Origin of the sequence: Bacillus sp. HNG, assembly GCF_003400205.1 — a bacterium.
Classification (GTDB): domain Bacteria; phylum Bacillota; class Bacilli; order Bacillales; family Bacillaceae_L; genus Ferdinandcohnia.
This window is the reverse complement of the sequence record NZ_QUQV01000005.1, coordinates 38,726-60,170: the sequence shown is the minus strand read 5'-3', so window position 1 is coordinate 60,170 and position 21,445 is coordinate 38,726. Positions and strand designations below refer to the sequence as shown.

At 37.5% G+C, this 21,445-nt stretch carries 26 protein-coding genes; 20 read left to right on the top strand and 6 right to left on the bottom strand.

Annotated elements, in window-relative coordinates; all coding sequences use genetic code 11:
- The first annotated feature begins 290 nt into the window (after nucleotides 1-290).
- The 8 genes from DZB84_RS10805 to DZB84_RS10770 all read left to right on the top strand — a co-directional run bounded on the left by DZB84_RS10805 (nucleotide 291) and on the right by DZB84_RS10770 (nucleotide 6,411).
- Nucleotides 291-1,415, top strand: a complete 1,125-nt coding sequence (locus tag DZB84_RS10805) for a conserved virulence factor C family protein (protein ID WP_116352538.1) — start codon at nucleotides 291-293, stop codon at nucleotides 1,413-1,415.
- A 115-nt stretch (nucleotides 1,416-1,530) separates the two neighbouring features.
- Nucleotides 1,531-1,965: a BrxA/BrxB family bacilliredoxin gene (locus DZB84_RS10800; protein ID WP_116352274.1), complete on the top strand. Its 435-nt coding sequence runs from the start codon at nucleotides 1,531-1,533 to the stop codon at nucleotides 1,963-1,965.
- Between the two features lie 70 nt (nucleotides 1,966-2,035).
- Complete coding sequence (locus DZB84_RS10795; protein WP_116352273.1) at nucleotides 2,036-2,818, top strand: class I SAM-dependent methyltransferase; 783 nt, start codon at nucleotides 2,036-2,038, stop codon at nucleotides 2,816-2,818.
- A 46-nt stretch (nucleotides 2,819-2,864) separates the two neighbouring features.
- Complete coding sequence (locus tag DZB84_RS10790; RefSeq protein WP_116352272.1) at nucleotides 2,865-2,996, top strand: YuzL family protein; 132 nt, start codon at nucleotides 2,865-2,867, stop codon at nucleotides 2,994-2,996.
- A gap of 334 nt (nucleotides 2,997-3,330) precedes the next feature.
- The gene (locus tag DZB84_RS10785; protein ID WP_116352271.1) at nucleotides 3,331-3,924 is read left to right on the top strand and encodes a YpjP family protein; all 594 of its coding nucleotides are present in this window, start codon (nucleotides 3,331-3,333) and stop codon (nucleotides 3,922-3,924) included.
- Between the two features lie 193 nt (nucleotides 3,925-4,117).
- Nucleotides 4,118-4,834, top strand: a complete 717-nt coding sequence (locus tag DZB84_RS10780; protein ID WP_116352270.1) for an anthrax toxin lethal factor-related metalloendopeptidase — start codon at nucleotides 4,118-4,120, stop codon at nucleotides 4,832-4,834.
- 57 nt (nucleotides 4,835-4,891) lie between these two features.
- Nucleotides 4,892-5,848, top strand: coding sequence for a thymidylate synthase (locus DZB84_RS10775; protein WP_116352269.1), 957 nt, complete (start codon nucleotides 4,892-4,894; stop codon nucleotides 5,846-5,848).
- 68 nt (nucleotides 5,849-5,916) lie between these two features.
- Nucleotides 5,917-6,411, top strand: coding sequence for a dihydrofolate reductase (locus DZB84_RS10770; protein ID WP_116352268.1), 495 nt, complete (start codon nucleotides 5,917-5,919; stop codon nucleotides 6,409-6,411).
- A 17-nt stretch (nucleotides 6,412-6,428) separates the two neighbouring features.
- On the opposite strand, the gene trhA is transcribed toward DZB84_RS10770, so the two are convergent.
- Nucleotides 6,429-7,082, bottom strand: coding sequence for a PAQR family membrane homeostasis protein TrhA (trhA, locus tag DZB84_RS10765; RefSeq protein ID WP_116352267.1), 654 nt, complete (start codon nucleotides 7,080-7,082; stop codon nucleotides 6,429-6,431).
- A 227-nt stretch (nucleotides 7,083-7,309) separates the two neighbouring features.
- On the opposite strand from trhA, the gene ilvA reads away from it, so the two are divergent.
- The 3 genes from ilvA to DZB84_RS10750 all read left to right on the top strand — a co-directional run bounded on the left by ilvA (nucleotide 7,310) and on the right by DZB84_RS10750 (nucleotide 9,894).
- Nucleotides 7,310-8,581, top strand: coding sequence for a threonine ammonia-lyase IlvA (gene ilvA, locus DZB84_RS10760; RefSeq protein WP_116352266.1), 1,272 nt, complete (start codon nucleotides 7,310-7,312; stop codon nucleotides 8,579-8,581).
- Nucleotides 8,582-8,667: 86 nt separating this feature from the next.
- The gene (locus tag DZB84_RS10755; protein WP_116352265.1) at nucleotides 8,668-8,919 is read left to right on the top strand and encodes a DUF2535 family protein; all 252 of its coding nucleotides are present in this window, start codon (nucleotides 8,668-8,670) and stop codon (nucleotides 8,917-8,919) included.
- A 132-nt stretch (nucleotides 8,920-9,051) separates the two neighbouring features.
- Nucleotides 9,052-9,894 carry a DegV family protein gene (locus DZB84_RS10750; RefSeq protein WP_116352264.1) on the top strand — a complete coding sequence of 281 codons (843 nt, stop codon included), beginning with the start codon at nucleotides 9,052-9,054 and terminating at the stop codon, nucleotides 9,892-9,894.
- Between the two features lie 416 nt (nucleotides 9,895-10,310).
- Here DZB84_RS10750 and DZB84_RS10745 read toward each other — a convergent pair whose 3' ends face one another.
- The 3 genes from DZB84_RS10745 to DZB84_RS10735 form a co-directional block, all read right to left on the bottom strand.
- Nucleotides 10,311-10,790, bottom strand: coding sequence for a PCYCGC motif-containing (lipo)protein (locus tag DZB84_RS10745; protein ID WP_116352263.1), 480 nt, complete (start codon nucleotides 10,788-10,790; stop codon nucleotides 10,311-10,313).
- A gap of 141 nt (nucleotides 10,791-10,931) precedes the next feature.
- A complete protein-coding gene (locus DZB84_RS10740) occupies nucleotides 10,932-11,219 on the bottom strand; it encodes a hypothetical protein (protein ID WP_116352262.1) in 288 nt (95 codons plus the stop codon).
- A gap of 15 nt (nucleotides 11,220-11,234) precedes the next feature.
- Nucleotides 11,235-12,458, bottom strand: a complete 1,224-nt coding sequence (locus DZB84_RS10735; protein WP_223254434.1) for an MFS transporter — start codon at nucleotides 12,456-12,458, stop codon at nucleotides 11,235-11,237.
- A 268-nt stretch (nucleotides 12,459-12,726) separates the two neighbouring features.
- Between DZB84_RS10735 and DZB84_RS10730 the strand changes: the two genes are divergently transcribed.
- Genes DZB84_RS10730 through cysC form a run of 5 tightly spaced genes read left to right on the top strand, consistent with a single transcriptional unit; the run spans nucleotide 12,727 to nucleotide 16,496 of the window.
- The gene (locus DZB84_RS10730; RefSeq protein WP_116352260.1) at nucleotides 12,727-13,494 is read left to right on the top strand and encodes a phosphosulfolactate synthase; all 768 of its coding nucleotides are present in this window, start codon (nucleotides 12,727-12,729) and stop codon (nucleotides 13,492-13,494) included.
- A complete protein-coding gene (locus DZB84_RS10725) occupies nucleotides 13,479-14,039 on the top strand; it encodes a histidine phosphatase family protein (RefSeq protein ID WP_116352259.1) in 561 nt (186 codons plus the stop codon). Before DZB84_RS10730 ends, DZB84_RS10725 begins: the two co-directional genes overlap by 16 nt.
- Nucleotides 14,020-14,751, top strand: coding sequence for a phosphoadenylyl-sulfate reductase (locus DZB84_RS10720; RefSeq protein ID WP_116352258.1), 732 nt, complete (start codon nucleotides 14,020-14,022; stop codon nucleotides 14,749-14,751). Before DZB84_RS10725 ends, DZB84_RS10720 begins: the two co-directional genes overlap by 20 nt.
- On the top strand, nucleotides 14,738-15,886 hold the full coding sequence (gene sat / locus DZB84_RS10715) for a sulfate adenylyltransferase (protein ID WP_116352257.1): 1,149 nt from the start codon (nucleotides 14,738-14,740) through the stop codon (nucleotides 15,884-15,886). The genes DZB84_RS10720 and sat overlap by 14 nt, the downstream gene beginning before the upstream one ends.
- Before the next feature lie 10 nt (nucleotides 15,887-15,896).
- Complete coding sequence (gene cysC, locus DZB84_RS10710) at nucleotides 15,897-16,496, top strand: adenylyl-sulfate kinase (protein WP_116352256.1); 600 nt, start codon at nucleotides 15,897-15,899, stop codon at nucleotides 16,494-16,496.
- Between the two features lie 31 nt (nucleotides 16,497-16,527).
- Here the strand turns inward: cysC and DZB84_RS10705 are convergent, their stop codons facing one another.
- Nucleotides 16,528-17,148, bottom strand: coding sequence for a YitT family protein (locus DZB84_RS10705; protein WP_116352255.1), 621 nt, complete (start codon nucleotides 17,146-17,148; stop codon nucleotides 16,528-16,530).
- 197 nt (nucleotides 17,149-17,345) lie between these two features.
- Between DZB84_RS10705 and DZB84_RS10700 the strand changes: the two genes are divergently transcribed.
- On the top strand, nucleotides 17,346-17,915 hold the full coding sequence (locus DZB84_RS10700; RefSeq protein ID WP_189655220.1) for an SCO family protein: 570 nt from the start codon (nucleotides 17,346-17,348) through the stop codon (nucleotides 17,913-17,915).
- 804 nt (nucleotides 17,916-18,719) lie between these two features.
- Here the strand turns inward: DZB84_RS10700 and DZB84_RS24900 are convergent.
- Nucleotides 18,720-18,869: a hypothetical protein gene (locus DZB84_RS24900; protein WP_189655219.1), complete on the bottom strand. Its 150-nt coding sequence runs from the start codon at nucleotides 18,867-18,869 to the stop codon at nucleotides 18,720-18,722.
- Between the two features lie 142 nt (nucleotides 18,870-19,011).
- On the opposite strand from DZB84_RS24900, the gene DZB84_RS10690 reads away from it, so the two are divergent.
- The 3 genes from DZB84_RS10690 to DZB84_RS10680 all read left to right on the top strand — a co-directional run bounded on the left by DZB84_RS10690 (nucleotide 19,012) and on the right by DZB84_RS10680 (nucleotide 21,441).
- Nucleotides 19,012-19,563: a YkoP family protein gene (locus DZB84_RS10690; protein ID WP_116352253.1), complete on the top strand. Its 552-nt coding sequence runs from the start codon at nucleotides 19,012-19,014 to the stop codon at nucleotides 19,561-19,563.
- A 72-nt stretch (nucleotides 19,564-19,635) separates the two neighbouring features.
- On the top strand, nucleotides 19,636-20,481 hold the full coding sequence (locus DZB84_RS10685) for a metallophosphoesterase (RefSeq protein ID WP_116352252.1): 846 nt from the start codon (nucleotides 19,636-19,638) through the stop codon (nucleotides 20,479-20,481).
- A gap of 177 nt (nucleotides 20,482-20,658) precedes the next feature.
- Nucleotides 20,659-21,441 (top strand): GDSL-type esterase/lipase family protein, encoded by a 783-nt coding sequence (locus DZB84_RS10680; RefSeq protein WP_116352251.1) that lies wholly within the window; start codon nucleotides 20,659-20,661, stop codon nucleotides 21,439-21,441.
- Nucleotides 21,442-21,445 lie beyond the last annotated feature (4 nt).

Below are 21,445 nucleotides of genomic sequence, written 5' to 3'. Positions count from 1 at the left end.
TCCTTATCCTAACAAAAGCGAAAACAGCTCATACATGAGCACAATTTTAAGATATTTCGGTAAATAAGCTATTATGACAAAAATTCAGATATTTAGTACAAAAGCGCTAAAATAAGACAAGTATGATTAGTAACAAAACACAGTTGTTTCAAGGTGTAAGAGGGTTTTTTACAGAAACATTACAAATTAGCAGCTGGACTGTGGCTATCATAAGCTCCCGTAATGGATTATGGGTAATTGCGTGTGCTACAATTACGGTAGTTGATTTCGTAGGAGAAGGAGCGGTAGATATGAAAATAAAATCAATTGAACCAACACCTAGTCCGAATACAATGAAAATTATATTAGACGAGGAACTACCAAAGGGAAAAAGCAATAATTATAAAAAGGAAAACATAGATCAAGCACCACCACTAATTAAAGAGATTATGGGTATCGAAGGCATTAAAGGTGTTTATCATGTTGCCGACTTTTTAGCAGTTGAAAGAAATGCAAGATATGACTGGCAGGAGCTTTTACCAAATGTACGTAAAGTGTTTGGAGAAGATGTGACAGAAGGGGAAAAAGAAGGACCGAAGCTTGATGAACATTTTGGAGAAGTAAAGGTTTTTGTACAAATGTATAAAGGACTCCCAATGCAGGTTAAGCTTCATGATGGTGAACAAGAGTTCCGTTTTGGATTACCTGACGTGTTCAGGGAAAGCTTGTTACATGCCCAAGAGGTTTCAGGAAACGTTGTGCTGGAACGCGAATGGAAGGAACAAGGCGTGCGCTATGGCAATCATGATGAAATTGGAAAGGAAGTTGTTGAAGAGCTTGCGGCTGCCTATCCGAAAGAACGACTCGATCGTATTGTAAAGCAAATTTCGGAACAAACATCAGCACCAACTATCCAAAAACGTCAATCCTATAAGGTAACATTGGAGATGTTGGATGATCCTGATTGGACAAACCGCTATGCAAGGTTAGAGCAAATGGATCCGGAAGAAGATGATGTTCCTGTACTTGCGAAAGCCTTAAAAGATGAAAAACCGTCAATCCGTCGGTTAGCAACTGTTTATTTAGGTATGATTGAAAAGCCACTCGTATTACCATATTTGTATGAGGCATTAAAGGATAAGTCCGTTACAGTCAGAAGAACAGCAGGAGACTGTTTATCAGATATCGGCGACCCAGCTGCAATTGGTCCGATGTGTGAGGCTTTGAAAGATCCAAGTAAGCTTGTAAGATGGCGTGCTGCTATGTTTTTATATGAGGTTGGCGATGAAACCGCACTTGATGCACTTAAAGCGGCGGAAAACGATCCTGAATTTGAAGTGAAAATGCAAATCAAGCTGGCCATCGAAAGAATCGAAGGTGGCGAGGAAGCAAAGGGCTCCGTTTGGAAGCAAATGACGGAAAGCAGGAATAAATAAAAAGTTATTGAGTACATTTTAATTTAAAGAAATGGGATTAGTTGGTGTTTGAAAATTGATTTTGCAAGTTCAAAATAGTATGCTTGTTTTATGAAATAAGAGGGAGGGATTCAATATGTCAATGGCATATGATGAATATATGAAGCAAATCGTAAAGCCGATGCGCCAGGAGTTAGTAGTAGCGGGCTTTGAAGAGCTTCAATCAGAAGAAGAAGTTGAAAACTTCATGGAGAAAGCGGAAGGTACAACACTTGTTGTTGTGAACTCTGTATGTGGTTGTGCGGCTGGACTTGCAAGACCTGCTGTAACACAAGCAATTCTAAATAACGAGAAAAAGCCGGATCATCTTGTAACTGTATTTGCTGGTCAAGATAAAGATGCAACTGCAAAGATGAGAGAGTATTTTGAGGGCTATGAGCCATCTTCTCCATCAATGGCGTTGTTAAAAGGCAAGGAAGTTGTACATTTCATTCCACGTCATGAAATTGAAACAAATTCAATGGAAGGCATTATGGAAAACATAACTTCTGCATTAAATGAGCATTGCTAAAAGATGTGTTTAAAAGTCTGATGAAAAGATGTCAATATGACATCTTTTTTTGTGCAAATAGGTGATTGATATGATTGTAACAACTGCAGGACGAACGAATGATGAAATGGTGAGATTGGCTAAAAATGTTGCGGCTGAACTTTCAGTTCCTTATATTCAAAGAAATAAACAATCGATCCTTAAACTTCAAGAACAAGCAGAAGACGATATTCTTGTTGTTGGGAAAAATCGAATTGAAATTCATCCTTGGCAGGGAACCGAACCACTATTCTTTCATCCGAATTCAGCAATGTTTCGGATGAAGCGAATAGCAAAAGGAGAACATGATCCATTTATTCAGTCTTCAGGTCTGGCGAATGGAAACACTATTTTAGATTGTACACTAGGCTTGGGATCTGACAGTATTGTGGCAAGCTTTGTCGTTGGTAAGTCTGGAAAAGTTGTGTCTTTAGAAGGAAACAAGTATTTGTATTATCTGTTAAAAGGCGGTTTGAAAAGCTGGGATACCGGTTACTCATTGATGAATGAGGCGATGGCCCGGATTGATGTGCAGCATGTGAAATATGAACGTTTTTTAGCAAACTGTCCTACAAACAGTTTTGATGTCGTCTATTTTGATCCAATGTTTGAAGAATCTATTGAAGAATCGGAAGGGATCAAAGGACTTCGCAATTTCGCAATTTATTCCACTCTAACTCCTAAAGCGATTGAAGCCGCAAAGCGAGTCGCGAAACAAAAAGTGGTACTTAAGGACCACTGGAAAAGCGAGCAATTTGAGAGATATGGATTCACTGTTTTCAAGCGAAAGACAGCAAAATTCCATTTTGGTGTCATTGATGTAGAGGGTTCCTGATATTTTGCTACACCTTTGGAGATTTTATATAACGGAGGTGATGATCATGGCAAAACGTAAAAAAGATCCTTCAACAGTTGGATTAAGTTCAGCAAATGTAGAAGGGCAAGGAACAACGAATCAAGAAACAGGAAGAATGGCAATGGATTCTTCAAGGAAGAAGAAAAAGAATATGTAACCTACTTCTACAAAAAAAGCCCGCTTCGAAAGCGGGTTTTTATTAATCAGCCACACAACAAAAGATAAAATATACTAATGTTACTACGCTAGCGATACCAAAAATCCAATCCATTTCACTTAGTTCCACCTTTCAGATATGTATAGTACCCCTATTTTATCAAATAATGAAGATTTTATGAACTTTATTTTTTCTAAATAATTCCTAATGTCGCTTAAATAGTATGGGCATTTATCCTTATTTTTTTATATTTTGTTATTTTCATAGTAAAATTTTTTTTGAGATTGTGTTAAAATGGGCATATGGTTAAATGTGTTGAAAGGGCGTTTAGGTTATGAAAAAATGGTTGCGGAAAGCATTAGTTGTTTCATTTTCCATTTTAACGCTTGGATTGGTAGCGCCTCCACCTGCTCTCACAATGGAGCAACCAGATGCGGATAAACCAAGTAAGTTAAATGCGATAAATGAACAAAATGCTGAATCAAAGTTATATTCTGAGTTTGAATCGAATTATGGATATGAAAGTAGAAGCTTTGTTACGTACGCGATGACACAGGCAGAAAGTAAGTCTTTCGAGAAATTCGGAAGCAAAATCGGACCTGTTATTGAGGATGAATTTCGTCTTGAAATTTTGCCTAAAATTGAAAGTGTCATTGAATTATTAGCAGAGCAGTACCCAACAGAGCAGCTTGATCAACTTGAAATTTCAGAGCAACCTTCTGGCGGAAATGGGGAAAAGATCTTCCATATTTTTGATAAAACAAGTGGGAAGGATATTGTTCGCTTCCATGTGCGCAAAGATCATCCACCACAGGATGGCTATTGGTTTAATTTCCACTACCACACACATCATGATGGGTTTCAAACACATCATGCGTTAGGCGATATTTATTGGGACAAAAACACTCCGCCGAAATGGCTAAGTTAATAAAAGAAAAAGGTAGTTCAAGGCTGAATTTACGAGCTTTTGGACTGCCTTTTTTGTTTCCTCTTAGTAGAAGTTTCCACTCCTTATCTAGCAGACCCATTATTTAAAATATGTTATACTATTTTTACAATTTGATAGAAGAGTGCACTTTTGCATCTATGAATCTATTGACATTTTTAGGGAGAGCATTCTTATGAAAAAAATAGGTATTCTTACACTTCTATTCGTTCTTGTTGGCTTTACTTATCATCCTGGTGAAGCGTCGCCTCATGGAATTCCACTAAAAGATTATCAATCACTGACACTATATACGGAAACATCTAATTTGAAAAACTATGATTCCTTAAAAGAGATTATTTTATTACCAGAGACAAAGTTTAATGAAGCTGCAGCAGCAAAAATGATTAAACGTGTTAATCATATTGATGAATTTATTTTACAAGGTTTAGTTGATGATGGCGTTGTCCTGAAGCTTTTTACAGGTTTTTTAACGGACGAGCCCACTGCTGCTTATCTGAAGGGGAAAAAGCCCCGTGGGTATAGTCAAAATGGTCCAACATGGGACGATGTACCTGGAATTGGTGGCTCTGAGGTCGTACTCGCAAAGATTGGGTATAGTGAAAAAGGAAAAGGTCATGGGTCTACCAATTTAGAGCTACATGAGCTAGCCCATTCGATTGATAGTTTTGTGTTAGATTCAATCAGTGAGGATCCGACATTTCTATCCATTTGGAAAAACGAAGTGAACCAATTATTCCCGAATCGTGCTTATTTTAGTGACTATCCCGAAGAATATTTCGCTGAAACCTTCGCGATGTACTATCTATCTGAACAGTCAAGAAATCAATTGAAGCTAGCGGCACCGATGACTTACGAACTTTTTGTCGAATTAGGTGAAACTCAGCAATGAAATAGGCTTTTATTTGTAGTAAGATAATAGCATGAAGTTTAGTAGGGAGTGAATCTATTGAAACATGGAGAAAATGCGTATTTAGGTCTCTTAAAGCATGTGCTTGAAAATGGTACGAAAAAAATGGACCGTACTGGGACAGGGACAGTTTCTGTGTTTGGGTACCAAATGCGTTTTAACTTAAGTGAGGGCTTTCCTTTACTTACAACGAAAAGAGTTCCTTTCCGGCTCATTGCGAGCGAACTGCTTTGGTTTATTAAAGGGGATACGAATATTAGGTATCTTCTAAAGAACAACAATAATATTTGGAATGAATGGGCTTTTAAAAATTGGGTTGAGAGCGATGAATATGATGGACCAGACATGACGGATTTCGGTATTCGAAGCCAGAAGGACCCAGATTTTAATGAGTTGTATCAGGGTGAAATGGACAAGTTTAAAGGACGAATTCTAGAGGATGATGAGTTTGCTGCTAAATACGGCGAGCTTGGCCCGGTTTATGGGAAACAGTGGAGAGCGTGGGAATCCTCACGTGGAGAGACCATTGATCAGTTGAAAAATGTCATCAACCAAATTAAAAACAATCCAGATAGCAGACGCCATCTTGTTGTTGGCTACAACCCTGGTGATGTGGAATTCATGGCTTTGCCACCTTGTCATAGCCTGTTCCAGTTTTATGTGGCAGATGGGAAATTGAGTTGCCAGTTGTATCAGCGATCTGGCGATTTATTTTTAGGAATTCCCTTCAACATCGCGAGCTATGCACTTTTAACGCATTTAATTGCTTTTGAATGCGGATTAGAAGTAGGGGATTTCATCCATACGATTGGGGATGCCCATATTTACACTAATCACATCGAGCAAGTAAACTTACAGCTAAGTCGTGAACCTCGTCCGTTTCCGACTCTTAAATTAAATCCGGCTGTAGAATCCGTGTTTGACTTTGAAATGGACGACCTTGAAATTGTGGGATATGAACCACACCCTTCGATTAAGGCACCAGTTGCCGTTTAAAGCATTTCTATTTCTAAGATCCTAAGGTATAATCGACCTTAGGATCTTTTTTAGTGAGGATGATAAATATGATTTCATTACTACTAGCAATGGATAAAAACCAACTAATCGGTAAAGACAATGATCTTCCATGGAGATTACCAGCCGATTTAGCTTATTTTAAAAGGGTTACGATGGGTCACCCTATCATCATGGGGAGAAAAACGTATGATTCAATTGGACGACCTCTACCTGGTCGAGAAAATATCATAGTAACTCGTGACACTTCTTACAAAGCAGAAGGCTGTAAAGTGATTCATTCCATTGATGAAATCGTCAAAATGAGTGAAGAAACCGAACAGGAGCTATTTGTGATCGGTGGGGCCGAGATTTTCAAAGAAATTCTTCCATACTCAGACCGTCTATACATAACCGTAATCGATGAGGAGTTTGAAGGAGACACTTATTTTCCAGCATTCGATAAAGCAGAGTGGCAGGTCATTTCAAAGGAAAAAGGCATTAAAGACGAAAAAAACCCATATGAGTATACGTTTTTGGTATATGAAAAAATCCCGCAGAACTAAATCTGCGGGATTTTTATTTATGAAATAAACGGTACATCGACAACATAAAATAGCACGGAGAAAAACATCGCAGCACTACCCGCCAACACGAATAAATGCCAAATCGCATGGTTAAACGGCAGCTTTCTCCAAACGTAAAACACAGCGCCAACCGTGTAAAGAATTCCACCCGTTAGCAACAGCATAAAGCCGTTAAACCCAATACTTTCATACAATGGCTTAATGCCAATCACGATCAACCAGCCCATGAGGACGTAGCAAACAGTTGAAAGGATCATAAATTTTTCTACAAAAAAGACTTTAAACACGATACCGATGACAGCTAGACCCCACACAATTCCAAAAATCGTCCAGCCTAACCAGCCTCCAATTGAAACTAAAACAAAAGGTGTATAGGTTCCGGCAATCAATAAATAGATCGCTGAATGATCTAAGATTGCAAATACCTTTTTGGCTTTTAAATGTGTGATGCTATGTAAAAGGGTTGAGAATAAATAAAGAAGAAACATCGTTGCCCCGAAGATTGAGAAGCTTACTACGTGCCAGACGTCCCCATATTTCACAGCAAATACGATTAACAATACAAGTGCTGGTATGCTTAATAAAACGCCAAGACCATGTGTAATGGCATTTGCAATTTCTTCCTTAACTGTTTCTTGCCGAAATGTCATAATATTCACCTCATACTTCACTTTTCTTCTTCTCATCATACTGCTAACAAATCCATAACACAAATTATACTTTAAAATAAAAATGGAAGTGTTTTCATTTTAAAAAAGTAATAAAATATTTAGAAAACTTTACAACAGAAAGGCTAATTCATGTTATAATGAACAAATTAAATCTTCAATACTTCACTGTGTTGTTGTGGAAATACGTGAAAGGGGATATGGGGCTCATGGCACACGAGGTAAAACAAAAACTAGATGGAATCCATGTAGAGGATATCATAAAAGCAAATCAAACATTGAAGGATGTTATAATCCATACACCTTTACAAAGAAATGAATTACTATCTGAACGTTACGAATGTAACTTATTGATAAAACGAGAGGATTTACAAATTGTTCGCTCTTTTAAAATCAGAGGAGCGTATAATCGTATTAAAAATTTAACTGAAGATGAGCTTAAAAATGGAGTCGTTTGTGCAAGTGCTGGAAACCACGCACAAGGGGTGGCTTTTTCCTGTTTTGCGTTAAAAATACAAGGCAAAATCTTTATGCCATCGACAACTCCAAGACAAAAGGTCTCTCAGGTAGAAGCTTTTGGCCGTGAGTATGTTGATATTGTGTTAACTGGTGACACATTTGATGATTCCTATGAAGAAGCAGTGGCATGCAGTGAAAGAGAAAATCGGACGTTTATCCACCCATTTGATGATGCAGATGTGATGGCAGGTCAAGGAACTGTTGCGGTTGAAATTTTAAACGATTGTGCTGAGCCTGTAGATTATGTGTTTGCAGCGATTGGTGGAGGTGGACTCATTTCCGGTATCTCAACCTATATGAAGAGCATTTCTCCAGAGACAAAAGTAATTGGTGTTGAGCCAGCAGGTGCAGCAAGCATGAAGACCTCGATTTCGAATGGTGAGGTCACCACCTTGGCGAAAATTGATAAATTCGTTGATGGTGCAGCAGTAAAAACAGTTGGCGAAAAGACATATGAAATCAGTAAAGAGCTTGTGGATGATATTGTTGTAGTCCCTGAGGGGAAGGTTTGTACAACCATTTTGGACTTATATAATGAAAATGCTATCGTTGCGGAACCTGCAGGTGCATTATCACTTGCGGCTCTAGATTTGTACAAAGATAAGTTAAAAGGTAAAACCGTAGTGTGTGTACTTAGTGGAGGAAATAATGACATCAGCCGAATGCAGGAAATCAAAGAACGTTCAATGCTGTATGAAGGCTTACAATGCTATTTTATCGTGAATTTCCCACAAAGAGCAGGCGCATTACGCGAGTTCTTACTTGATGTATTAGGGCCAACCGATGACATTACACGATTTGAATACACGAAGAAAAATAATAAGGAAAATGGTCCTGCACTCGTTGGGATCGAGCTTAAGCAAAAAGATGACTACGACGCATTATTGAACAGAATGATGAAAAAAGGGTTTCCATTCCGTGAACTAAACAAAGAAAATACTTTATTTAATTTGTTGATTTAAAATTCAATGTTTTAACATATTTAGACAAAGACGAAAGGCTTGTTCTCATGTATAATATAAGAAACGGGTGAAAAAGGACTGATAGTTTGCTATTCAAAAGCCTAGAGTTCAAAAATTGTTATGGACAGAAGGTTAAAGTAATTGAAATTCCAGTATTGGAGAAAGGCAACACGTATCACTTTATGCTCGATTTTCGTTTACAGGTATTCTTATCGAAAATCATGACAAAATCAAGTCCAAACCAAATCTATTCGTTTCGTGAATATTTGAAGACGGTTCTAAAATGGACTGATTATGAACGTATTTTTCAACTTGATATGTTAAAACATAACGCATAGTTTTAGAATGGGCTGATTTTAAAACAATAAAATCGGCTCTTTTTTTGCTTTTAAACATAAAATATGAGCAATTTACCCGTTAAAAAAGGACAAGCTATTACTAATAGATGTATGCTAGTAGGAAGTGAACGTATGACAAAAGTGAAAATCGTAACAGATTCAACAGCAGATCTTTCAGAGGAGCTAGTAAGAGAACTTGGTATCTCCGTTGTCCCATTATCCATTACGATTGATGGGGTAACGTTTCTAGATCGTGTGGATATTACTCCTCATGAATTTTTAACAAAAATGAAGCAATCAGCTGAGTTACCAAAGAGCTCTCAGCCTGCGGTTGGACATTTCGTAGAGCTTTACGATCAATTAGGAAGTGATGGGAGTGAAATTATTTCCATCCACATGACAGGTGGGATGAGTGGGACGGTGACGTCTGCTGAGAATGCAGCTAGAATCAGTGAATCGAAAGTGACTGTGATTGATTCTATGTATATCTCTAGAGCCTTAGCATTTCAGGTTGTTGAAGCTGCAAAAATGGCAAAGGCAGGACACTCGAAAGAGGAGATTGTAAAACGGGTTGAGGAAATTAGAGAAAATTCTACTCTGTTTGTAACCGTTGACACATTAGAAAACCTTGTAAAAGGTGGCCGAATTGGCAAAGGCAAGGCATTAATTGGCTCTTTATTGAATATTAAACCAATTGCTTCCTTGCAGGATGGAGTCTATACACCAGTCTCCAAGGTAAGAAGCCATGCGAAAATCGTGAAATACTTAAGCGAAAAATTTGTAGAGGATGTTAGAAATAAAACGATAAAAGGTGTGGCAATCGCTCAAGTGGATGCAGTGGAGCTTGCAACCAATTTAAAGGATGCGATTAAAAAGCTAACTGGATATACTGACGTTGATATCGTCGAAACTACACCGGTCATCAGCACCCACACTGGGCCAGGTGCAATTGGGTTTATGTATTATGTAGAATAGATCGATTATTAGTACCTTGGAGTGATACTCCAGGGTATTTTTTCAATAGGAGAAAAGTGACTATAGATCTTGTAGACATTTTTGATATGATTGTTGTCGAGGACAAAACATGTAAACTATACCAATTAATTATATGTCTTTGATAGATCGCGTCAAGTACAAAACGTACAAGGTTACCGAACGAAATGTCTTTGAGAGATCGCTTTAAGGACAAATCGATTAGGGGTACCGAACAAAATGTCTCTGATAGAGCGCTTTAAGGACAAAATATGCTAAGATACTGGATGAAATGTCTTTGAGTGAAGAATCTCATAGGATTTTTTGAAGGAACTTTGAGCCGTTTACTACAACGCTCCACTCAAATATAATTTGTCGAAAATCTAAAAAATGACGTGTGAGTTTTCACACGTCATTTTTTAGATTTCCGGCATTGGAGTAGGTGTTGGATTAGCGTAACCCTCTTTATAGGTTTCATCAATCATTGCCCGAATTTCACTTGGAGATTTACCATTTGAATATTCTAATACGGCTGTAGCAGCGATTTCTAAACATACCATACATTTAGTGCCGTGATCATCCCAAACGACCGCATCGCCTTTATTATCATGAACAAAGCAATCATAATTATCTCGATGACCTACAGAGTCAGCGCATCCACAGTAGCAAGGCATTGATTCTAAAAGATCCTGATGCATGGCAGCAGCTTTATAAATTGTCACCATTTCCTCTGACTTACCATCTAAAAAAGATGGCATCACATCGATTGAAGCCGTTTCCTCGCGTATATCTCCTATAACATGTTCTTCGCCGTTGGCATCATGAGCATCGTCATTTTGGGAGCATCCAAATAATCCAAACACGAGAATAAGCATGAGAAAGACAACAAGTTTTTTCATAAAAACAAACCTTTCATTTACATTGTAAGCTCATTTTAACATATCCCTTCCTCACACATAATGAATTCACCATTTTGTCAAAATAAGAAATGCATAGCACGACGAATTAGACAACAAAAAAGGATATCGAAACCGATATCCTTACTCACTTTCTGATTCTTCATCCGATAAATCCAGTTTTTCTCCACCAATTGAAATATAAGAGAGAATGTCTAGGTCCGGCTTTGCTTTAGCCATTCCTTGGATGTACGGTGTGATTGTATCTTTGAAATCCTTACTGACACCCATTTCCTCACAATGTCCATAGACATACATTTTTTTATCATCAAAGAAGAATGCAATATAGCCAAGTGCCTTTTTATCTTGATTGACGATATTTAAAATTTGGCATTCTTCCTTGATCAACTCTGGGGAAACAAATATTTGCAAGACAATTCCTCCTTTTTACGTAAACTGCAATTTTTTGAACACAGAATCATTTGTTTCCTTGCTCGGTTTTTTCTTTTTCACCCGAATCAATATCATACATAACAGACCAACGACAAGTGTCAATGAAGCGGTAGTTAAGAACATTCCTGAACGTGACCAGTTCATTAACCAACCGTAAATAGGCGGACCAATTGCCACTCCTAAAAATCGAACTGAGCCATAAAGGGAGGTAACGAAACCTCGCTTTTCAGTTGAAACTGAACCGGTGATAAAACTATTAATACACGGCAGTACAAGTCCGGTTCCGATACTACTGATAGCCAACACTGCAATAAACGGAATCAGGCTTTCAAAAAACACTAACAGTGCAAATGAAACGGTCATGAGCGCTAACCCAATGATGATGAGCTTTTTCATTAATGGCATTTTTTTCCCGATTTTACTCCCGGTAATGTAGGAAGTTGTCGTCATACATAAAAGGGGAATGGCTAAAATCGCTCCTTTAAGAACTCCATCTGTATTATAGGTTTTCTCAAGTACATCAGATAAATAAAAGAGAATACCAAACAGGGTGAATAAACAAGTTGCGCCAGCCAAATAGGCTGTAAATAACCATCTACCTTCGTTTTTAAATACCGAAAACAATCCGTGAACATATTTTTTGAGTGGAGGTGGTTCTTTCTTTTGTTTTTTTTCTTTCACGAAAAAGACCGTGAGAAGCACAGATATTAAACAAAAGATTGGGAAAGCGAAAAAGGCCGCATACCAAAATAACAAGGCGAGTAATGACCCTATTATCGGCGAAATGACTTTTCCAAAGCCATTTGAGGCTTCAACTAGCCCTAAAACGCGGCTTTGTTTGCCACCTTTAAATAAATCACCTGTAAGTGCCATTGCGATAGGTGCAGTACCTGCTGCTCCTATTCCCTGCATAACCCGACCAGCCATGATCCAAAAATATGGATTAGAAAACCATGCGGATGCAGCCCCAGCGAGTAGTCCACCTGTACCGTAAAGAATGAGTGCAGGTATGATCACGGCTTTTCTAGAAAAGCGATCTGAGAAATAACCGAGCAATGGGATTGAAATCGCTGCTGCTACTGAGAAAGTAGTAATGACAAGACTCACCTGAAATTGACTAATATCTAATTCTTTTTGCATTTGAGGTAAGACAGGGATGAGCATTGAATTACCAAGTACAAGGATCAGTGGAATTGAACCAATCGCAACAATTGTCATTGCTGAATTTTTTTTGCTGGACAAGTTTTTGCATCTCCTTATATACGGTGTGAAATTTAAATCAATTAATGCCTTACTATTTTTTCAATTTGTGATGATACCTATTCAGTAAGTAGTTTCCAGTTAAAGGAGCAATAGAAAAGCCCATTCTATACACCATTTACCTATTTTTGAATAACATAGCAACTGTAAGAAGATGGGTGTATGTAACAAAATAGAGTTTAAAACGGATGAATTAGTGCTTGTTGATAAAGGAGGATTTATGCCTATGGACTTTCTAGATGTTCCATTGCGAACAAAGGGAGAACGAAGCTATGGAATTACATCAATTGCTGATTTTGGTACGCCTATTGGCATGTTAGAGGCGTATTTACGTGATTACCATGCTTATATAGATATCGCAAAAATCGGGATTGGCTCCGCTTATGTAACCCCAAACCTACAAGAAAAAATCAATCTTTATAAAAAATATAAGGTCATCCCATATTGTGGCGGAACGCTATTTGAAAAATGCTACGTTCAGGAAAAGCTTGGAGAATATACCGAATGCCTACAAGAGCTTGGAATAGAATGGATTGAAGTATCAAACGGAACAGTGGATATCCCACTTCATAAAAGGCTTTCACTCATCAGAAAATTAAAAAAACATTTTAATGTGATTGCGGAAGTGGGTTCGAAGGATCAAGACAAGGAAATGCCGTTATCTGAATGGGAGCATGAAATTAACTTGCTACTAGCAGCGGGCTGTAGATATGTCATAACGGAAGGAAGAGATTCAGGTACCGCTGGTATCTACAACTCGAAAGGGAATGTTAACACGGAGTTAATTGATCAGATTTCAAAAAATATCGACGTCAATAAGCTTATTTTCGAAGCACCAACACCTAAGCAGCAAATGTTTTTCATCAACCAATTTGGTACAAATGTCAATCTTGGTAACGTCAAAATTAATGATGTACTTGTGTTGGAAGCACAAAGGATGGGACTACGAAGCGAAACCTTTTTCATGGGGGAGAAAACATGGAACTTACCTTAATCAGGCATCTTCCGACCGAATGGAATGAGAAAGGGGTTCTTCAAGGTATTCGTGACATTCCAATACTAGAAATTAGTGAGGCTAACAAAGAGGAAATCGAAAAAAACAAACAACAATTAAAATACCCTTACTCCTTAGTGTTAACCAGTGCTCTACTCCGAACACAACAAACCGCGAAAGCCTATGGGTATAACCATTTTGAGATTGAGCAATTGTTGAATGAGCTTCATTTCGGGAAATTTGAGGGGAAAGAAAAACAGCAACTTATTGAAACACATAAACATAATTGGTATACAAACCCGCGTGAAATTGTGCTAGGGGAAAAGATTGCAGATTTAGAAACACGTATCATCACATTTATTGAGAAATACAAGAACTACGAGTCGATTTTAGTATTTGGGCATGGGTCCTGGATCCGAGCTTGCCTATCCTATCATAGATTTGGCAACATCGATCAAATGAATCAACTCGAGATAAAAAATAATCAGTTGCTAACAATCGAGGTTGGAGAGGAGGAACTCCAGATTGGGCGCCATCACATATGAAAATTGGAATGAGGAAATCGTTTCAGCAGTTGTGAACAATAACAAAGACTATTACGACATTTTAAAGTGGGCATATAGCACATATTCAGCTGAAGATATTGTGTACGCATGTAGTTTTGGGGCGGAGGGAATCGTTTTAATTGACCTCATATCAAAAGTAAATAAAACGGCAAGAATTGTCTTTTTAGATACAGGGCTCCATTTTAAAGAAACATATGAACTCATTGATAAAATAAAAGAAAAATATCCGAATCTCCATATAGAAATGAAGAAACCGGAATTAAATCTAACGGAACAGGCTAGAAAATACGGTGATGAGCTATGGAAGACGAATCCGAATTTATGCTGTCAAATTCGAAAGATTGAACCATTAAATGAGGTGCTTGCTGGTACAAAGGCCTGGATTTCGGGTTTGCGTCGTGAACAGGGACCAACCCGAAAAAATACAGAATATCTAAATAAGGACGAAAAGTTTAAAAACATAAAGATATGTCCGCTTATTCACTGGACGTGGGACGATGTTTGGACCTATATCAAGCTTAATAACCTTCCCTATAATGAATTGCACGACAGAAATTATCCGAGCATTGGCTGTGCACCCTGTACGAACCAAGCGCTAAATGGCGATATGCGTTCAGGCAGATGGGCTAATTCCGATAAAACAGAATGCGGATTACATGTAAATGGAGGTTTTGAAAGTGGTATTAAGTAAACCGCATGGCGGTACACTGGTTAATCGTTATAATCCAACAATTAACCATGAAGAAATCGACAAACAAATTGAACTAAGCAACATGGAGTTAAGTGACTTGGAATTACTTGCGGTAGGAGCCTATAGTCCGCTGGAAGGCTTTGTAGGAAAAGCCGACTACGAATCCATTCTTCAGTCGATGAGACTTGCAAATGGGCTTCCGTGGTCTATTCCCATTACATTAGCAGTAGACAATTCAACAGCAAAGAAGATCGCAATCGGTGAAAAGGTTCGATTGGTTCAAAACAGTGAAGTTTACGGAATTATCGAAGTAACAGAAAAATATATCCCAGACAAAGTAGTGGAAGCTTTTAAGGTATATCGGACAACGGACACCAAACACCCTGGCGTCAATAAATTATATGAAAGACCAAATGTTTATATCGCCGGTCCGATCCATCTTGTCAAACGTCCAAAGAAAAAGAAGTTCGAGACCTTTTATTTGGATCCAATAGAAACTAGAGCGGTGTTTGAGCACTTAGGCTGGAAAAAGGTAGTCGGATTTCAAACAAGGAATCCTGTTCATCGTGCACATGAGTATATTCAAAAATCTGCTTTAGAAGTAGTCGATGGATTGTTTTTAAACCCGTTAGTTGGTGAAACGAAAGAGGATGATATTCCGAGTGATATTCGAATGGAAAGCTACATGGTTCTGCTAGAAAAATATTATCCGAAAAACAGAGTGTTCCTATCTGTATTTCCAGCTGCGATGCGGTATGCAGGCCCAAGGGAAGCGATTTTTCATGCATTAGTTCGGAAAAACTATGGCTGTACACATTTTATCGTAGGACGTGACCATGCAGGGGTTGGAAATTATTATGGCACCTATGATTCACAAAATATTTTTAGTCATTTTTCGGAAGAAGAACTAGGAATTCAACCATTATTTTTTGAGCATAGCTTTTTCTGTAAAAAGTGTGGAAATATGGCGTCCGCCAAGACTTGTCCGCACAATAAGGAAGATCATGTCATCCTATCAGGAACAAAGGTACGAGAAATGCTGAAAGCGGGAAAAAAACCACCAAAGGAATTTAGCAGACCAGAAGTAGTCGAGGTACTCATTCGAGGCATGGCTGAACAATATTCGAAGATATAAGGTGGGGACTATGGGCGAAGAACAACATATTATATGGCACCAATCAACAGTAACGAAACAAGATCGACAACAACAAAATCAACATAAAAGCTGTGTGATTTGGTTTACCGGTCTTTCAGGTTCTGGAAAATCATCATTAGCAAATGCCCTTGACCAGATGCTTTTTTCAAAAAATGTGCAAAGTTATGTCCTTGACGGGGATAATATTCGACACGGCTTAAATGCAGGGCTTGGTTTTAGCAAAGAAGATCGTAAAGAAAATATTCGCCGCATTGGTGAGGTTTCCAAGTTATTTGTGGACAGTGGGCAAATCGTCTCAACAGCATTTATTTCACCGTTTCGTGAAGACCGCGAACAGGTGAGAGCATTGTTTCCTGAAGGGGAATTTATTGAGGTGTATGTGAAATGCCCAATATCTGTTTGTGAAAATCGTGACCCAAAGGGCTTATATAAAAAAGCAAGAAAAGGAGAGATCTCCGATTTTACCGGAATAAGCTCTCCATATGAAGAACCGGACGATCCAGAACTGGTGATCGAAACAGACCAATTAACCATCTCACAATCAGTTGAATCAATTATTCATTATTTAAAACAAAAGGAAATTCTTTAAAGTAAGAAAGTGAACCTAGCTTTCTTACTTTTTACTTTTTTCTCCAACCTAGCTGGTTTGTTGTGATAAAGGTCGGGGCTCTAAGGTGATAAATAAAATCAATGATATTCGTTGATACCGTTTGACAAAGAATGGCATAAAAGACAATTCGAATATCAATGACAGATGCCGTTAATAAAAAAATAAAAAAGTTCATCCAAAGCATAACTTTGCCTGGTGACCAATCATTATATTTGGCAATCATTAACGTCGGGATGACCATCCCTCCACTTGATGAACCACTTCTTATCAAAAGCCCGACTCCGACTCCGAAAATCACAGCGCCGCATAAAAGGTCCAGCCAGAAAAACGGGGTAAGGAATGAGCCAAGGGTTGATACATAACTCACTGTAACAGATGTGATCGTAACAGCTATCATTGTTTTGACAGTCCAAGAAAATCCAAAATATTTTAAAGCTAATATTAAAAAGGAGAAATTGACAATCCAAAGGGACAAGCCTAATGGAAGTTGTACCCAGTGGTTCATTAAAATCGCAAGCCCTGCGGCACCACCGGAAGGAATGTTATGAGGAAACAGGAATAAGGACATACCTAGCCCCTGTAAAAATGCGCCAAAAACAATACAAATATAGGTAATTACAACTTTAGGCATTGATTAACATGACCTTTCTGATAGCAATAATCGAATTTCATAAGCGTAACCTCCTGAAACTCACTCTCCTTGTCCATTTTATGTTGACACGCTATTCAATATGTTCAAAAATTGTTCACAGCTATATTGGTTGTAAGTTTGTCACATATTCTTTAAAATGAGTTATTGAATGGTAAAATGATAATGTAGGTGAAAACGTGAAAAAAATAAAATTTTTAATTGTGATCGCACTTATTTTTGTTTTAGCTGCATGCGGTAGTGGAATTCCAAATGCATTAAATTATGAGGTTTCCGATTTCACTTATGTGGATCAGAATGGCGAAGACTTTAGCTTGAAGGATTTAGAGGGGAAAGTTTGGATTGCGGATATGATTTTCACACAATGTGACACCGTTTGTCCGCCAATGACTGCTCATATGGCCAAGCTTCAAAGCATGGTTAAAGACGAGGGACTAGACGTTGAATTCGTTTCCTTTTCAGTTGACCCAGAAGTGGATACTCCTGAAATGCTAAAAGAATATGCAGAAGGTTACAGTGATGATTTATCAAACTGGCATTTGTTAACCGGCTATGGCATTGATGAGATTACCGTATTTGCAAAAGACAGCTTTAAAGCGTTAGTTGCTAAACCTGAAGGTCAAGATCAAGTTTTACATGTCATCAAATTTTACTTAGTTGACCAAAATGGTACGGTATTGAAAGAATACGATGGGGTTTCAGACACTCCGTATGATGAAATTATAAAGGATATTAAGACAATCCTTTAAGATGGAAAAAGGACTCCTCGTTGGAGTCCTTTTTGCGTGGTTGGGGGAATTTTATTATTTTTATGCAGTAGCTTTTTCCGGAAATATCCAAAATTGGACTAATATCCTGCGTTTATGTTAGGGCCTTTTCCTGAATTATCCAAAAGTCAACGTATATCTAGAGTTTATGCTATGGATTTCCTAAATTATCCAAAAGTCAACGTATATCTAGAGTTTAAGTTATGGGTTTTTCCTGAATTATCCAAAAGTCAACGCATATCTTGAGTTTATAATATGGTTATTTCCTAAATTATCCAAAAGTCAACGTATATCTAGGGTTTATGCTATGGTTATTTCCTAAAATATCCAAAAGTCAACGTATATCTAGAGTTTATGCTATGGTTATTTCCTAAATTATCCGAAAGTCAACGTATATCTAGGGTTTATGCTATGGTTATTTCCTAAAATATCCAAAAGTCATCGTATATCTAGAGTTTAAGTTATGGGTTTTTCCTGAATTATCCAAAAGTCAACGCATATCTTGAGTTTATAATATGGTTATTTCCTGAATTATCCAAAAGTCAACACATATCTTGAGTTTATGTCATGGTTTTTTCCTGAATTATCCAAAAGTCAACGCATATCTTGAGTTTATAATATGGTTATTTCCTGAATTATCCAAAAGCCAACGCATATCTTGAGTTTATGTCATGGTTTTTTCCTAAATTATCCAAAAGTCAATTAAAATCCGCATTTATATCATGAACCTTTCCAAAACTCCCCAAAAGTCTATACATAACAGATTTAATCAGCAAATCCCCAAACTCAATCCTCTGCTAATTCAACCCCATCCACCACAATTGTCTCAAGCTCTCTCCAGAATAGCTCATGGCTAGTGAAGGTATGGCAGCCACTTGAGATTTGCTCCGGGAATTCTTGTTTCGAAACAGATTGATCTTCGCGTTCTTTTTTCATGAGAATAACCTCGTTTCGTTTTATTTTTTGATTATAGTTTATAAAAAGAACCAATCTCTCATCCTACCTTACTTTTCCAAAATAAAATTCACGCCAATTAGAGAAAATGAAAAATGAAATAATTGTAAAAGGGGATGCACTGATGCTCGCTAGGATGAAGCTGTGTGTGATTACCATCTGGACCTTTCTTGATCCACTATATTATGCATTTACAAGGCTTACATATGTAGAGGATAGTGAGATACTGCGGGTGAAAGTAACAAAATACAAAGGTCGGTCGTGTGTTCTTGCAGATGGAACGGAAATTAAGAAAAACGACTTATTAATCAAAATTCACCTTCATAATGTGATACTACTAAGGGAGCTCCTTGGTATGAAAGGAGAAACATCAAAGGCGAGACTCATTTATAAACAAGTGAAGCAAGCATTGCCAGGGGTTGCTGATTATCTCCATAACCATCCCAAGAAAAATGAAATCAAGGGTCTCGTTGGCATTACAGCATTAAACAAGGGGAGCCGGCGATTGGGTTTTGAATCAATTGCGATTTCAAATAAAATTTATCTCTGGTTTAAGTTGATTGTGTTTCTCCCGATGTATTGTATGGCTGTCTCAACTATTTCGGGGCAAAGTATTCGTAGACACCCCATGTATTTATTTATGTCTAAACATACACTTTTTGAATTGTATCGATAGGTATCCATTCATTACCACTAACTTTTCAAATTCTAGTATTTATAATGGAAGGAGAAAAGGTGGTGTTTTTTTATGAAATTTTTTATCTTTTTTATTATAATTATGATGGTTTTCTATTTTTTTAGGAAAGCAAATAAAAACACATACAATGTAAATGTAAATAAAATTAATGTTACGCCAACAAAGGATTTTGTGAATCCAACACAAATTCATGTTCTTCATCTATCAGACTTACATCTTGAAAATCTATCAATTACTCCCGAAGAATTATATAATAAAGTTAAAGCTGAAAAAGTTGATTTAATTGCGATTACGGGTGATTTTTTAGATCGTAAACGTAGTATACCTAAGCTTGTGCCATATCTTGACGCATTAAATAAGCTAGCCCCTACACGTGGAATATATGCAGTGTTTGGTAATCATGATTATTTTTTACGCAAAAAGAATTTTGAAGAATTAAAGCAGCTTTTAGAGGAACACGGAGTTAAAACATTTCAAAATGAAAATGAGACACTCGTCATTCAAGGGCATCGTTTGAATATCATTGGAATCGATGATTCTAGTTCGAACCTAAGTAACCTCGAAAAATCATATGCTTCGTTAAAGGCTGGGTATAATCTTGTGTTAACCCATGATCCAAACCTTGTCCTAGATATGAAGGATTATCATTTTGATTATTTATTATCGGGTCATTTTCATGGTGGACAAATCTGTTATCCAAAGCCCTATCACTTGGTGAAAATGGGGAAACTTGTTAGAATGAAGATGATAAAAGGTCTTCATTCCCATGATGGAAAACCATTTTATATTAATGAAGGACTAGGGCAAACGGGCGTTAATATTCGTGTGCGAAGCAATCCCGAAATTACGATTCATACGCTTACACTAGGAGAAGAAAGTGCAAGTCAAGCCGTTTAAAGCAAAGACGTCCATGTAGGCGTCTTTTTAGCATTTTTTGTGATTTGGTTTAATTTTCAAGCCGAATATAAATATTACAGAGTTTCACAGAAACTGTAATCGTTAAAGGTTTTTTTACGTATGCTATAATACTAAACTTGTAGACAATAGTCACAATGAGAAATGTAGGTGACCAAGATGAGAAATCCATTTTTAGCCATTATTATCACTAGTTTATTGATGAGTGGATGTTCTGGGGGGATACCGGCAACAACAGGTATAGCCACCAGTGACCATGATACAGGACTCACTCCGAAGCAGGAAATTCCGGATGATTTTATCCCAAAGGATCTTCAAATTGCGTCAATCGGTGATTCTCTTACAAAGGGTGTCGGTGATGAGACAAAGCAAGGGGGGTATACTTCCTTACTAGAGGAAAAGCTACTTGGTGAAAAAGAAGTGAAATCCGTGACGCTTGAGAATTTCGGTGTGAAAGGGCATAAAACAACAGATCTTCTTAATCGATTGCAGAATAAGGAAGTTCAAGAAGGGATTGCCGATGCAGACATTATTATCATTACAATCGGTGGTAATGATATAATGAAAATTGTAAAAGAAAATCTTTTTGATTTATCATTAAATGTGTTTCAAAAAGAACAGGCAAAATATGAGGTTCGTCTCCATAAAGTCCTTGAAAATATTCGAAATTATAATAGTGATGCAGAAATTGTACTAGTAGGGCTTTATAATCCGTTCGGTTGGTTTATTGATCTTTCAACTGAAATTAATACGATTGTTGACAATTGGAACGAAGGTAGTAAAAACATTCTTACTGAATTTGAACATACTAAATTTGTAGAAGTGGATGATGTATTTAGCCAGACGAGTGATAATCTATTGGCAGAAGATGAGTTTCATCCAAACGCAAAAGGGTATGAATTAATGAGTGAAAGAATTTTTGAAGCAATCATGGTAGAGTGATTTC